General features: G+C 35.3%; 12 protein-coding genes and 1 tRNA gene. 10 read left to right on the top strand and 3 right to left on the bottom strand.

What is annotated here, in order from left to right; translation table 11 throughout:
* Positions 1-109: 109 nt before the first annotated feature.
* Complete coding sequence (gap, locus tag FD33_RS09540; protein ID WP_056955939.1) at positions 110-1,123, bottom strand: type I glyceraldehyde-3-phosphate dehydrogenase; 1,014 nt, start codon at positions 1,121-1,123, stop codon at positions 110-112.
* A 107-nt stretch (positions 1,124-1,230) separates the two neighbouring features.
* Between gap and FD33_RS09535 the strand changes: the two genes are divergently transcribed.
* The 6 genes from FD33_RS09535 (at position 1,231) to FD33_RS09510 (ending at position 8,575) form a co-directional block, all read left to right on the top strand.
* Positions 1,231-2,073 carry an AraC family transcriptional regulator gene (locus tag FD33_RS09535; RefSeq protein ID WP_025085753.1) on the top strand — a complete coding sequence of 281 codons (843 nt, stop codon included), beginning with the start codon at positions 1,231-1,233 and terminating at the stop codon, positions 2,071-2,073.
* 85 nt (positions 2,074-2,158) lie between these two features.
* Entirely contained in the window at positions 2,159-4,006 is a 1,848-nt protein-coding gene (lepA, locus tag FD33_RS09530; protein WP_025085752.1) for a translation elongation factor 4, read from the top strand.
* Positions 4,007-4,069: 63 nt separating this feature from the next.
* Positions 4,070-5,374, top strand: coding sequence for a dihydrolipoyl dehydrogenase family protein (locus tag FD33_RS09525; RefSeq protein ID WP_056955938.1), 1,305 nt, complete (start codon positions 4,070-4,072; stop codon positions 5,372-5,374).
* Between the two features lie 58 nt (positions 5,375-5,432).
* Positions 5,433-6,266 (top strand): AraC family transcriptional regulator, encoded by an 834-nt coding sequence (locus FD33_RS09520; protein WP_025085751.1) that lies wholly within the window; start codon positions 5,433-5,435, stop codon positions 6,264-6,266.
* 91 nt (positions 6,267-6,357) lie between these two features.
* The gene (locus tag FD33_RS09515; RefSeq protein ID WP_025085750.1) at positions 6,358-7,551 is read left to right on the top strand and encodes an MFS transporter; all 1,194 of its coding nucleotides are present in this window, start codon (positions 6,358-6,360) and stop codon (positions 7,549-7,551) included.
* Positions 7,535-8,575, top strand: a complete 1,041-nt coding sequence (locus FD33_RS09510; protein WP_025085749.1) for an alpha/beta hydrolase — start codon at positions 7,535-7,537, stop codon at positions 8,573-8,575. Before FD33_RS09515 ends, FD33_RS09510 begins: the two co-directional genes overlap by 17 nt.
* A 214-nt stretch (positions 8,576-8,789) precedes the next feature.
* Here the strand turns inward: FD33_RS09510 and FD33_RS09505 are convergent, their stop codons facing one another.
* Both FD33_RS09505 and galE read right to left on the bottom strand, forming a co-directional pair.
* Positions 8,790-9,335, bottom strand: a complete 546-nt coding sequence (locus tag FD33_RS09505) for a hypothetical protein (protein WP_025085748.1) — start codon at positions 9,333-9,335, stop codon at positions 8,790-8,792.
* Positions 9,336-9,754: 419 nt separating this feature from the next.
* Positions 9,755-10,747 carry a UDP-glucose 4-epimerase GalE gene (gene galE / locus FD33_RS09495; protein WP_025085746.1) on the bottom strand — a complete coding sequence of 331 codons (993 nt, stop codon included), beginning with the start codon at positions 10,745-10,747 and terminating at the stop codon, positions 9,755-9,757.
* A gap of 172 nt (positions 10,748-10,919) precedes the next feature.
* Between galE and FD33_RS09490 the strand changes: the two genes are divergently transcribed.
* The 4 genes from FD33_RS09490 (at position 10,920) to FD33_RS09475 (ending at position 14,661) form a co-directional block, all read left to right on the top strand.
* Positions 10,920-11,579 (top strand): class A sortase, encoded by a 660-nt coding sequence (locus tag FD33_RS09490; protein ID WP_051564252.1) that lies wholly within the window; start codon positions 10,920-10,922, stop codon positions 11,577-11,579.
* A 97-nt stretch (positions 11,580-11,676) separates the two neighbouring features.
* Positions 11,677-14,004 carry a single-stranded-DNA-specific exonuclease RecJ gene (gene recJ / locus FD33_RS09485; RefSeq protein WP_235806958.1) on the top strand — a complete coding sequence of 776 codons (2,328 nt, stop codon included), beginning with the start codon at positions 11,677-11,679 and terminating at the stop codon, positions 14,002-14,004.
* Between the two features lie 21 nt (positions 14,005-14,025).
* Entirely contained in the window at positions 14,026-14,544 is a 519-nt protein-coding gene (locus tag FD33_RS09480; protein WP_025085743.1) for an adenine phosphoribosyltransferase, read from the top strand.
* A gap of 27 nt (positions 14,545-14,571) precedes the next feature.
* Positions 14,572-14,661: transfer RNA gene (locus FD33_RS09475), tRNA-Ser, on the top strand.
* Positions 14,662-14,700: the final 39 nt, after the last annotated feature.

Genomic DNA, 14,700 nt, shown 5'->3' with positions numbered 1-14,700 from the left:
AAAAATAGAGTTGATGGCAAAATGCCTATCAACTCTATTTATCGTACAGCCATAAAAAATAAGAACTTGCAATTCTAATTTGAATTGCAAGTTCTTATTTTTTTGTTTTTTAAATTTGAGCAAACTTGTTAAGAAGACGAATCATTTGGCAAGTAAAACTATATTCATTATCATACCAGGAAACCGTCTTTACCAAGTTCAGATTGCCGACTTGAGTTACTTCTGTTTGGGTAGGGTCAAAGACAGATCCATAGGTAGAATTGATAATATCACTAGACACGATTTCTCTATCATCATATCCAAAGGATGGATTGTTTTTGGTATGGCGTTGCATAGCATTATTTATGTCATCAACGGTAACTTCTTTATCTAAAATAGTAACTAATTCAGTCAATGAGCCGTCGATGACTGGTACTCTTTGAGCATGTCCTTTTAGTTTGCCATTTAATTCAGGAATAACTAAACCAATGGCCTTAGCGGCACCTGATGAATGAGGGATAATATTAATAGCGGCAGTTCTAGCAGCTCTTAAATTACCTCCACGAACTGGTCCATCAAGAATCATTTGTGTTGAAGTGTAGGCATGAACAGTCGTCATAGTTCCAACCTTAATGCCGAAATCTTGATTCAAGTAGTAAGCCATTGGGGCTAAGCAATTGGTTGTACAAGAACCAGCTGAAATGATTTTATCATCGGGATTTAATGTATTATCATTGACGTTGTAAACAATAGTTTTCATTTGACCAGCTGGTGCTGATATCAAAACCTTCTTTACGCCAGCGTCTAAATGGGCCTGTGACTTTTCAGTGGAAGTATAAAATCCAGTACATTCAAGAACAATATCCACACCATCATTTTTTACCCAAGAAATTTTTCTGGCATCTGGTTCAGCGTAAACATGAATTTTCTGGTTATCGACTAAAATGTCACGTCCATCTGATTTGACCTCGTGTTCAAATCTTCCGTGTGCAGAATCAAATTGTAATAATTGTGCTAACATTTTAGCATTAGTTAAATCATTAATTGCGACAACTTCTAGGTTGCTGTCCTTTAGTTCACTAATTCTTTTAAAAGCTAAACGACCAATGCGGCCGAATCCATTAATTCCAATTTTTACTGTCATGTTGATGACCTCCATCTCTTTATTACATGTGTAATCTTAACGAGAAATGAATTGACCAACAATGTCATAAATGAAGTGCTTAACTATACTATTTGTAGGAGATAAAAATGAGTCAAATTGATAGACATAAAAAACGAATTGTTCAAATAGATTTTTATTCTCATCAAAAATTACGGGAACTATCCTTGAGTAAAAAATATACGTTAGTCTTAATAACTGAGAATGAAGCTTTGGGAGTTCTGAATGGATATCCAATTCAATTAAAGGCTCCATGCGTCTTATGCTTACAGGACAATGATGATTTGAAAGTTGATTCAGAGATTAATGCATCAATTTTTTGTTTTGCTCCGATCTTTTTAGAGACAGTGCGTGTATCACAGTTGAAGGATATTAACGTTCCTAATACGCCACACATAAAAAAGGGATTGTCTTTATTTGAAGAACATAATCGAGTTATTCCACTTGATACAAAAGTCTATCCTAAATTTTTGCAGTGGTTTTTTACTATGGGGATGGAGGTTAGCGCCCAAAGTGACGATTTATGGGTCTGTCGTATCAAACAGTATTTGATTCAAATATTTAATCTCTTATTACAGTCAAAAGAGTCTCATTCACAATCCGTAATAGATATTGCATTGAATTTTATTCATATGAATTATTCACAACCGATAAGATTAGATGATTTAACAGATTTAGTACATTTAAATCGTGTGTCACTGAATGAACAATTTAAACAACGAGTTAATCAAACGGCGATGCAGTATTTATTATCATATCGTTTGAATATTGCAGAACAAATGTTGACACACACAGGAATGACTTTAAATGATATAGCTTTAGCAACTGGTTTTGAGTATGATACTTATTTTATGAAACAATTTCGGCAACGCAAAGGGATGTCGCCAACACAATATCGCAATATTAGTCGGAAAGTAGCGGCACAACAGTGAATATCCAAGTCAATGCTCTAGAACATAGTAGTACAATAGTGTAAAATAGAAAGAATGATAAATTTCTGATGGAAGGGAATAATTTATGGATTTAGATCTCGATAAGTTAAAAGAAAGACAAAAAAGAATTCGTAATTTCTCTATCGTAGCGCATATCGATCATGGTAAATCAACGATTGCTGATCGAATTTTGGAAAGAACTAAGACTGTTTCAAAACGTGAGATGAAAGCCCAGATCCTAGATGATATGGATTTGGAACGTGAACGTGGAATTACTATTAAGTTAAACGCGGTAGAACTTGAATACGAAGCTAAAGATGGTAAGACTTATATCTTCCATCTAATTGATACTCCAGGACATGTGGACTTCTCCTATGAAGTTTCACGTTCTCTAGCTGCTTGTGAGGGAGCCTTGTTGGTGGTTGATGCTGCTCAAGGTGTTGAAGCTCAAACGCTGGCTAATGCTTATTTAGCGATTGATAATGATTTGGAAATTGTACCAGTTATCAATAAAATTGACTTACCTTCAGCTGAACCTGATAAAGTTAAAGAAGAAATTGAAGAGATGATAGGTATAGACGCCGAATCGTCAATTTTGATGAGTGCTAAGACTGGTATCGGTGTCGACGAATTGCTTGAAAGAATTGTATCTGATGTACCAGCTCCTGAAGGTGATTTGGATAAACCACTCAAAGCGTTGATCTTTGATTCAGTTTATGACAGTTATCGTGGCGTTGTGTTGGATGTACGTGTTCGAGAAGGCGTTGTAAAGGTCGGAGACACGATTCAATTGATGAGTAATAAGAAGACCTTTGAAGTTACAGAAGTTGGTGTGATGTCTCCTAAAGCCGTTAAACGTGACTATTTGATGGCTGGGGATGTAGGCTATATTACTGCAAGTATCAAGACAGTTAAGGATACTCAAGTTGGTGATACAGTTACACTTGCCAATAATCCAACTGATTCACCTTTGACTGGATATCGTAAGAGTACACCAATGGTGTATGCTGGACTTTATCCTGTAGACAATGCTAAATATGAAGATTTGAAAGAAGCTTTAGATAAATTACAGTTAAATGATGCTGCCTTGGAATATGAACCAGAAACATCCCAAGCTTTAGGCTTTGGTTTCCGTGTTGGATTCTTAGGACTATTGCATATGGATGTTGTTCAAGAACGTTTGGAACGTGACTTTGATCTTGATTTGATTACCACATCGCCATCAGTTGATTATCATGTAACGACGACTGACGGTGAGAAAATTGTGGTTGATAATCCAGCTGAGTTGCCCGATGTTTCTGAAATCAAAGAAGTTCGTGAGCCATTTGTTCGAGCTGAAATTATGGTTCCCGAGGACTTCGTTGGTCCCGTCATGGAACTCTGTCAACATAAGCGTGGCGAGTTTGTCACAATGGATTATTTGGACAAGTATCGGGTAAACGTAGTTTATAAATTGCCATTGCTAGAAATTATTTTTGATTTCTTCGATGATTTGAAATCGAATACTAAAGGTTACGCTTCGCTAGATTATGATGTCGATGATTACGAACCAAGTGAATTGGTTAAAATGGATATCTTGCTTAATGGTGAACCGGTCGATGCTTTGAGTTTTATTGTTCATAAAGATTTTGCTCAAAAGCGTGGTCGTGATATCGTTGCTAAATTGAAGGAAGTTATTCCTCGTCAAATGTTTGAAATTCCTATTCAAGCTGCTATTGGTAACAAAGTAGTCGCTCGTTCAAATGTTAAAGCTTATCGTAAGGATGTTACAGCCAAACTTTATGGTGGTGACAGAACTCGTCGCGATAAGCTATTGAATAAGCAAAAGGCTGGTAAGAAACGTATGAAGGAAGTCGGAAAAGTTTCCATTCCTCAAGAAGCCTTCATGGCTGTTTTGAACCTTAACCGAGGCAAAGAAGACGGCAAAAATTAGATAAGTGCTTATAATGTAATTAGTGTTTACATTATAAGTGCTTTTTTATTTGGAGGGATTCATATGGAAAAATTTGATACGATCGTCATTGGTGCTGGCCCAGGAGGTCTAGCAGCAGCTTATGACTTGAGTGGAGCTGGTCAAAATGTAGCTTTGATCGAAAATAATTTATGGGGTGGAACTTGCCCTAACCGTGGCTGTGATCCCAAAAAGGTTTTGTTAAGTGCCGTTGAGGCCAGAGATAGAATGACTCAATTGAAAGGTAAAGGGTTTGGTGATGTCCCTTATGTCAATTGGGAAGAGTTAGAGAAGTTTAAAGCAACCTTTACTGATCCAGTGTCTGCTGGAAGTAAAAAAGGAGCCATCAATGCTGGTATTACAGCTATCGATGGCTCACCTAAATTTGTCTCAGAAAAAGAATTGAGCGTTAATGAGTCTACCTATCAAGCCGATCACTTTATTATCGCGACAGGACAACGTCCTAGTTATTCAGATATTCCTGGTAAAGAGTATCTTCTATCTAGTACCGATTTCTTGTCACTCAAACAGATGCCTAAAACAATCACAATTATCGGTGCAGGTTATATTGCTTTTGAATTGGCTACAATTGCTAATGCGACCGGAGCTGAGGTTCATGTAGTTCACCATAATGATCATCCCTTGAAAGCATTCAATGAAAAATATGCTCAAGAGTTAGTTCATCAATTGGAAACTAAAGGTGTTAAATTTCACTTCAATGTTGATACAAAAGAAATTATAAAATCAGCCGGACAATTGACATTGAAAGCAGATGATTTCAGTTTGACTAGCGACTTGATTATTGGTGCTACCGGAAGAATTCCTAATGTAGATATTCTTGATTTAGAAAAAGCTAATGTCAAAGCGGACCGCCATGGTGTAATTGTGAATGAAAAATTACAATCGAGTAATGATAAAATTTTTGCCATCGGAGATGTTGTTTCAACAAAGACACCTAAATTAACACCAGTAGCCGGTTTTGAAGCTGACTATGTTAGCAATGTTATTTTAGGAAAGACTACAGATGATATTAAGATACCATTAGTACCAACAGTCGTTTATGGAACTCCTAAGCTAGCTCAAGTTGGTGAACAGAATGGTGCCAAAGTGGTTGATCAAGATGTAACTAGTTGGTTCACTTATAGTCATACTAATGAACCTAAGGCAATGATCAGAATTGTTTTAAATGATAAATCTCAAATTATTGGTGCAACGGTTCTAAGCAATGAAGCTGACAGTATGATCAATCTTTTAACAAAAGCAATTGAACAGAAGATGACCAACGCTGACGTTAAGAAAGAAATATTAGCTTATCCAACTGCTGGTAGTGATTTGGAGTATTTATTCTAAATAAATGTATTGTAAAATAATCGTGATGATTCACGATTATTTTTTTGGAGGAAGAAGCATGTATCGACATGAGATGGTTGAACCGAGTCAACAACTATTAAAATTGATTGTGCACACTAATAGTTTTGCTAACGGGAATGTTTTACGTCATTGGCATCAGGCTATTGAAATTGATTATCCGATTGAGGGAACAGCTGATTTCACCATTAGTGGTAAAAGAATTAGTTCTAAATCAGGGGATGTTTTGATTATCAATTCCAACGAGATTCACTCAGTTGATAATATGAATACAAACAAGAATACTTTAGCTTTAACCTTTTTAATTCCATATGAAATTTTGATCAAAGAGATTCCGAATTATGAAAGTTACTGGTTTGTTCTTCCTAAGAAAAGAGAGGAAGTAGCAATAATCAAGCATGACTTATATTTGTACTATCAGCATAGTCAAATAGAGGATGAATACCGTAATTTACAATTAAAGAGCGATATGTTCTTGATTCTACATGATTTACTAAAGTATTGCAGTCACGATAAAAACACAGTTCATGGACTTCCCAGAATCCCTACATTACATAAATTGGCAAAAGTAATCGACTATATCAATCAACACAGCAGTGAAAAAATAATGTTAGACGAAATAGCTCAAGTAGGTCATTTGAGTACAGGTTATTTATCCAGAACATTCAGCAAACAAATGGGGATGAGTGTAATGGAATATGTAAATTACATTCGTCTAAAAAGGGCTTATGAGATGATAACAAATACGGATAAAAATATTGCGGTTATCTCTGATTTGACAGGTTTTTCTAATCCTAAATCATTTAGTAAACTATTTCTTCAGGTCTATAAACAGACACCAGGAAAATATCGATTCAGGTTAAAAAAGTCATAAAACGACCTAAAACTAGTTACTATTAACCGCTTACAGCAAACTGTTACATCGTACAATAAACTTGTTATTAAGAAAGACAAGGAGTGATACGATGACAAAAATCAATACTAAATCGTTTCTGTTTAAATTTGCTTTACTGTCGATATCAATGTTGCTAATGGCAGCTCCTAACATTGCTGCGGCAATACCATTGATGAGTAAAACTTTTACTGGTCAATCTGCTTCAGCCATTGAAACTATTTCGACAATTCCTAATTTAGGTATTATTGCTGGTATTTTTATCAGTAGTATTTTGGTTAATTTCTTGGGTCAAAAAAAGACTGTAATATTTGGACTTATTGTTGCGTTAATATTTGGAATAACTCCAGTATTCTCGAACAATTATTATGTAGTTATTATTTCTAGGCTGTTGCTAGGAGTCGGAATTGGGTTATTCAATTCTTTGGCAATCAGTATGATTTCTGATTTTTACGGTGGCGATGAACTCTCCACGATGATGGGCTTTCAAAGTTCGGTCAGTTCATTAGGGAGCTCAATTTTATCATTTCTAGTAGGTTATCTAATCGCCTTTGGTTGGCATGCAACTTTCATTATTTACGCAATCGCATTGCCTATCATGATTATTTTTGGAGTAGTGATTCCTAACGTTGAGAATAAATCGGTCAAGCATGAAAAGTCAGTTCACCAAAAAGTTAATTTGCCGGTTATTCTAATTTCAGTAATGACATTCTTTATTTATGCTTTTTTCATGGTAGTTACAGTGAAACTAGCCGATTTGTTGACGTATAAGAATATGGGCACAGGTAGTCAAGCAGCTACAATTCTAGGCGTCTTCACGTTAGTATCCATGGCAATCGGTTTTGTTTATGGATTCATCCATAAATTATTGAAGCAATATACTTTGGTAGTTGGGTTCTCATTAATGGCTGTTGGCTTTGCAATTTTATCCAGAGCGGCAAGTATTGCTAACGTAACTATTGGAGTGGTAATTGTTGGTTTAGGCTTTGCCCTGGTGATCCCATTCATCTATACGATCATTAACACGATTGCTCCAAAAGGTTCGGAGAATTTAGCTTCTTCAGTCATGTTGATATTCACTAATGTTGGAGTTTTCATCTCACCAACCTTGATCAATTACTTGTCTGGTTTAATGGGTAGTCAACAACCAGATATGAACATGAGAGTTGCTGCATATGGATTTGGTTTCTTATTGTTGATTGCTATTTTTACACTTATTTATCAAAAGGTCGTTCAAGGAGGAAAGTATTTTGTTAGAAAAGGTTAATGTTAAAAATACAGATTATCAAATGAAGTTGGTTCCTGGAAAAGATACAGAAGGGTATCTTGATCCTAAAGCTAAAGAAGAGTTAGAGGATTCCATTAAACAAACTAATACTGGTGACTTCGGTAGTGAAGTGAACGGTAGTGTTACAGTCGAAGATATCCGTTCGTCAATGGGCTGGAAAAAAGCCAATCATACCTGTCAACAAGAATTGAGTATTACTAATACAATTTATAATGGTGTCAAGGTTCGTGTTTATCTGCAAAAATCTTTGGCTAATGAAACTTTACCAACAATTCTATTTATGCATGGTGGAGGTTTTTTCGGCGGTAGTCTGGATAATGTTGAGTATCCATGTGAAGCGTTAGCCGATTTTGGTGAAGTCCGAGTAGTTTCTGTTGATTATGGATTGGCACCAGAGCATCCATATCCTCAAGATTTAATTGATTGTTACCAAGTTCTAAATTACTTGGCAAAAAATAAGGCCGCTTTAAAAATTGGCAATATTACAGCAATGGGTGATTCAGCTGGCGGTAATTTGGCTTACACATTATCATTATTAGATCGTCAATTAGGAACAAACTATTTGAATAAGGCAGTAGCATTGTATCCTGTTACTTACCAAGGTAAAGATGCTAAGAGAAGGGCAATATTTGATACACCGGAACCATTAATTGGATGCGAAAAGGCCGAAGATATCAGAGCTTATATTAATAACTTTAATGGTAGTCAAGGGATGATCAACGATTGGTATATTCGTGATAGTGATCCAGAAAGTATGTATATTTCACCATTGAATGCACCAGAGAATTTATTGAAGAAAATGCCCCAAACTTTGTTCATGATAGGTGAGTTTGATCCTTTAAGACTCCAAGGGGAAGCCTTCTATAACAAGATGAAATTAGCTGGTGGCGACATTACTTATATCAGATATAACGGAATGACTCATGCCTTTATGGATAAAGTTGGCGATTTTGTTCAAGCTGATGACTGTTTGCATGAAGCAATTGATTTTATTTTGAAATAAGATTGGGAATATAATTACATTGTTTTTTCTATCTAAAAAATCTAGTTTAGTGATCACTTTATAATCACTAAACTAGATTTTTTGTTAAATATTAGAAACAGATCTACCGAAGAATTTTTCTTGAATTTAAGGGATCACCCGATTTTTTAGTCTGTCTCCGGATACTTGATACGATTTTTTTATTTAATGAAATCTTTACTTTGTTCATCGGATTTTAATCTATATAATTAGCTTTTTTCGATAATTCATCGTAATTTTTATTTAAATAGTCATACAATTTTACTTTTTCCAATTTTGATAATTCATTTAAATTAAAAGGATCTTCTAAGGGGATATTGTGATCTTGAAAGACTGTTTTATATTCAGAATATTTATTTATAGCAAAGTCAAAAAAACCGTAATGGCTATCAACGGTTTTAATATATATCAACATAGAGTAAATAGGAGTTGGGACAACTGGATTTCCCCAGTTGACATAGCCAAGGCTTCGGATGATTCCAAATTGGATATATTCTACTTTCTCAAATGGAATTGAAAATACATTCTTATTATTTGTTGCGAGATTAATATTATTTTCAACTGAACAGTCAAAGATTTTTTTTTCTCCCAATATACTTCTAAATATACTTTTCGATTGAGATTCCAGTTTATTAGTATGCTTTTTTTCAATCAATGTTACTTGAATGGGTTTTTCATCAAAAATATTTCCCCCATAGTAAGGATTTTGAAGGGTAGTGAATGCTCTATCAATGCTATGCATAATTCATTTCTCCTAACCTAAAATAAATACATATTCAATATTTTATTCGATTCATCTATTATGGAATTATCAAACGTTTGATTCAAATCAAATGCACATATAGCGTCTTTGTAATCGCTTCCATAATACATCTACTGTATATTTAATCAAGAAGTGAAATAAAAAATAATATTTTACATTGTGAATTAAGATGTTTTCCCAAAAGAAGGTCATCTTTGAATTGCAAATATTAGATTAAGAACATTATCGCTCAAGGGGGGTGCTACAAATCAACAAGAATTTAAAGATATCATTAATTTCAACCGTAGTTTATGGTGACTCCAAGTTAGTTAAATTTGGCATTAAAATTAGTTTTAAGAATATTAAAATGTCAAAAAAAACAGTTGCTGAAATTTTGTTTTCAGTAACTGTTTCTTTAATTATTTTTCTTCGTAACCATTTAGATGTTTTGATTTGAAGTTCCAAGCATCACTGATAACTTTTTCAACGTCATCATACTTAGGTTGCCACTTCAAAACTGTTCTGGCCTTTGTTGAATCAGCAATCAAAGTACTTGGATCACCGGGACGTCTTGGACCAATTTTAGCAGGGATTTCCTTACCAGTAGCTTTACGAGCTGCCTCAAGAATTTCCTTGTTTGAGAATCCAGTAGATGAGCCAAGGTTAAAGACATTGCTGTCATTACCACTACGAAGATATTCCATAGCCAAACGGTGAGCTTCGGCTAAATCTTCAACGTGGACATAATCACGGACGTTAGTACCATCTTTAGTATCGTAGTCGTCACCGAAGATTGTCAATTCATCACGTTGTCCAGCAGCAACTTGCAAGACAACAGGAATCAAGTGAGTTTCAGGATTGTGATCTTCACCGATCGTGCCATCAGGCTTTGCGCCACCAACATTGAAGTATCTCAAGGCAACGAATTTAATACCATAAGCTACGTCACACCAGTGCATGATTTTTTCCATGGCTAATTTACTTTCACCATATGGATTAGTAGGTACGGTAGGGTCAGTTTCCTTAATAGGAATTTGTTTAGGTTCGCCATAAGTTGCGGCAGTTGATGAGAAGACAATGTGTTTAACGCCAAAATTATGCATTACTTGAAGTAATGAAATCATACCACTTGTATTGTTGTCGAAATACTTAAGAGGGTCCTTCATTGATTCAGGAACAACTGAAAAGGCCGCAAAGTGAATGACATCAGTAATGTCTTCATTTTGGAATAGTTTGATCAAAAATTCCTTATCGCGGACATCTCCCTGATAGAATTTAGCTTTTGAATTGATAGCTTGTTGATGACCGGTTGATAGGTTATCTGCTACAATGACGTCGTAACCAAGTTCACACAAATGGTCTACTGTATGTGAACCAATGTATCCGGCACCACCTAAAACAAGAATGCTCATAAAATTACCTCCAGATTCATTTATAATTACATTATAGCTTATTTATAAGCTTTTAAATGTTGATATTATTGAAGTTTTTAGAAAAAGATTAAAGACTTAACTTTTTTGGACAGATGTTTTAATATTAAAATTGTATTGCATATTGTAAATTTATTGGAACGGAATGAAAAAGATGAAGAAATTCTTTTCAATTTTTGGAACTATCCTTGTTTTATTGATAGCTCTAGCTTTAATTTTTAATCAACCAATTAAGGAATATGCTGTTAAGCAAATTTCTAATCGTAATTTGAGTAGTTTGACAGCTGACAAAGTCAAAGCAAATCAGAAGAAAAAGGGACAATTTGATTTTAACAAGGTGAAACCTATTTCTGCTAGTCAAGTAGCTAAAGCTGCCGTTAATAATGATGCCGCAGTAATCGGAAAAATGTCTGTTCCATCAGTCGCTCTTCGTTTACCGATCGTTGTTGGTTTGAGCGATAATGCTCTATCAACTGGTGGTGGTACGATGAAAGAAAACGAGAAAATGGGCAAGAATAATTATGCTTTGGCAGGTCACTACATGACTAATAAGGGTGCGCTTTTCTCACCATTGGAAAATGCTCAAATAGGTGATTTAGCATATATTACTAATATGAAACGTGTTTACACTTATAAAATTTACTATAAGAAAATTGTTCCACCAACAGCAGTTTATTTATTAGATGATGTGAAGGGGCAAAATATTTTAACTTTGATCACATGTGCTGATGGAGGAACTAATCGTTGGGCTCTACAAGGATCACTTGTCAGAAATGAACCAGCGAATAAGGCTACTTTAGCAGTCTTTTCTTAATAGTAACTTAAAAGCTTGTGAAGGCAGAATTTACAAAATTAAATTGTAATGATGCTTTCAAGGCTTTTTTTTTACGTTCAAAAATTGCTATAATTAATTGACAGTAGGTGATGGATTGACATTAATAAATTGGGAAAAGCGTAAAAATCCCTCAAAACAAGAAATAGAAAAATTTGCGACAGATAAAAAGGTCGACAATATCGTAGCTCAGTTATTGATAGAAAGAGGTATAACTGACAATTTAGAGATTGAATCCTTTTTAAATAGCAATGTAGATGAACTACAGGATCCATTTGGTTTGCATGATATGGATAAAGCCTTGGAGATAATTGATGATGCTGTACAATCACAGAAGAAGATTGCTATTTATGGTGATTACGATGCTGATGGTGTTACAAGTACTTCAATTATGAAATTAACTTTGCAAAAATTAGGAGCTAAACCTATTTTTTACATTCCAGATCGTTTTAAAGACGGTTATGGCCCTAACTTGGATCGTTATAAAGAATTAGCCGATAAGGGAATTGATTTGTTGATCACGGTCGATAACGGTGTCAGTGGTAAAGATCAGATCAAATATTTAAAAGATCAAGGTATTCAAGTCGTTGTGACTGATCACCATGATTTGCCTAAGGAATTACCTGAAGCTGACGCAATTGTTCATCCAACTATTCCTGGTGCAGAATACGTTTGCCCATACTTATCTGGTGCAGGAGTGGTTTTTAAGATAGCTGATGCACTTCTAGGCGATGAAGCGTTGGAATTGATAGACTTAGCTGCAATTGGTACTGTAGCCGACTCAGTGGCTCTTAAGGGCGAGAATCGTGTCATTGTTTCTGAAGGTCTTAGACAGATGCGTCAGAATCATCATGTGGGCTTAAGTACCCTAATTAAAAAATGTAAAATTAAAGTTAACGATATTTCTGAAGAGGATATCGGTTTTAAAATTGCACCCCGCATCAATGCCTTAGGACGCTTGGATAATGCCTCATCTGGTGTTGAATTGTTGACAACAGGTGATGAAACTTTTGCTAAAGAGATTGTTGATGAAACTGAAGATATTAACTCTCATCGACAAGAATTAGTCAATTCAGCTTTCAACGATGCTCAGGATCAAATTGAAGCTCAAAAAGATAATGGTGTATTAATCTTGAAGGGGAATGGCTGGCATCAAGGTGTTCTAGGAATTGTAGCTAGTCGTGCCATGGACCAAGAGAATAAGCCGGTTTTGGCAACACAATTTGACGAAAATAGTGGTGTGATGAAGGGATCTGGCCGCAGTCCTGAAGGATTCAACCTGTTTACGGCCTTGGATCAATATCGAGATTTATTTACGGCCTTTGGTGGACATGCCCAAGCTTGTGGTTTCTCGATTGAAGAAAGCCAATTGGATAAATTGACTGAATTAATACAAGCTGAACCTGCCAAACAGAATTTTGATCCACATGCACCTGTAGTCAAAAAGTATGATCTTAGTCTGAAGATTGCTGATTTGAATTTCGATTTGATAAAAAAAATTAATCGTTTAGCACCATTTGGAATGGGAAATCCTAAACCAGTAATCAAATTGACTAATGTTGAGTTAGCTCAGCCTCGTTCAATCGGAAAAGATGGTACACATTTGAAAACACAGGTGGCTGATCAGAGTCATCAAGTTGATGCCATTGGATTTGGTATGTATCAGAAGTCTCAAGAAGAGGAAACTGATGTCTGCGATGTTTACGGTGAGTTAGGTATTAATGAGTGGGCTGGCCGTAAGAATCTTCAATTGATGTTGGATGATTTTCAAGTTTCACCAGCGGCTCAAAAAGTACAAGAATTGAAAAAAGTTTATCTCGATTATCGAAATAAACGTATATCAACGGAGATAATTAATCACTTCGATGATGTAGTTTTCTTTAATGAAGCGTATTATGAAGCTGCTAAACGTTCTAAATTACAAGTCAATATGGTTCGTTACGATGAAGATGTGTCTGGTGATAATGTTTTGATTTATGACCGTCCGCACAATTTGGATTTATTTAAGAAATTCATTAAAAAGAATAAGTCGCAGCACACAGCATTGTTCTTCCATACGAATCTAGCTAATGGTTATTTGAAGCCGGATATGGTGAAGATGAAAGAGTTGTTAAAATATATCTACTCTCACCAAAATATTCAGGCAAATCAGATGGATTTGGTCGCAAAATACTTAAATTTTGAAAAAAATGACGTTGATTTTTATTTAAAAGTGTTTTTTGAGTTAAATTTTGTTAAAATGGTAAATGGCTTTGTTGAAAAAGCTGATGCTTCACAACAACGCGAATTGATTGAATCTCCGACATACTTGAAGAGATTACAACGCAATGAAGTTGAAAAAATATTAATTGAATCCAACTTTGACGATCTCTTATCTTGGATGAGTGATTATGATTGCCATTGTTAGGTTGAATGGGGAATTTTAAAAATGGATATTGATTTTAAGAAATATGTTGCTAATGTTCAAGATTTTCCAGAACCTGGTGTACTATTTCGAGATATTTCACCATTAATGGCTGATGGCAAGGCATATGCTGCAGCAACCGATAAGATTGTTGAGTATGCTAAAAGTCGTGGTGCAGAAATGATTGCAGGACCGGAGGCACGTGGCTTTATCGTGGGATGTCCGGTAGCATATAACATGGGTATTGGCTTTGCTCCTGCTCGTAAGAAGGGAAAATTGCCTCGAGAGACTGTTTCAGTCACATATGATCTTGAATACGGTCAAGGCTCATTGTACATGCAAAAAGATGCTATTAAACCAGGACAAAAAGTTTTAGTTGTTGACGATTTAATGGCGACTGGTGGCACATTAGCTGCTACAATTAAGTTAATTGAAAAATTGGGCGGTATCGTAGTTGGAACAGCTTTCTTAATTGAGTTAACTGATTTGCACGGACGTGATAAAATAAAAGGGTATGATATGTTTACTCTTATGCAATACTAGTAAAAGGGGCCTAAAGGCCTTTATTATGGAGAGTTGGCAGAGTGGTAATGCATCGGACTCGAAATCCGACGAACCTGTTTTATAGCAGGCGCGCAGGTTCAAATCCTGTACTCTCCTTTTTTAGAATAAAAGAGAACAAAAGTTCTCAAAAACAGT

It is taken from the genome of Companilactobacillus paralimentarius DSM 13238 = JCM 10415 (assembly GCF_001434985.1).
Lineage (GTDB): Bacteria > Bacillota > Bacilli > Lactobacillales > Lactobacillaceae > Companilactobacillus > Companilactobacillus paralimentarius.
Note: the sequence above shows the minus strand (reverse complement) of the source record. Positions and strands in the feature narration are given on the sequence as shown.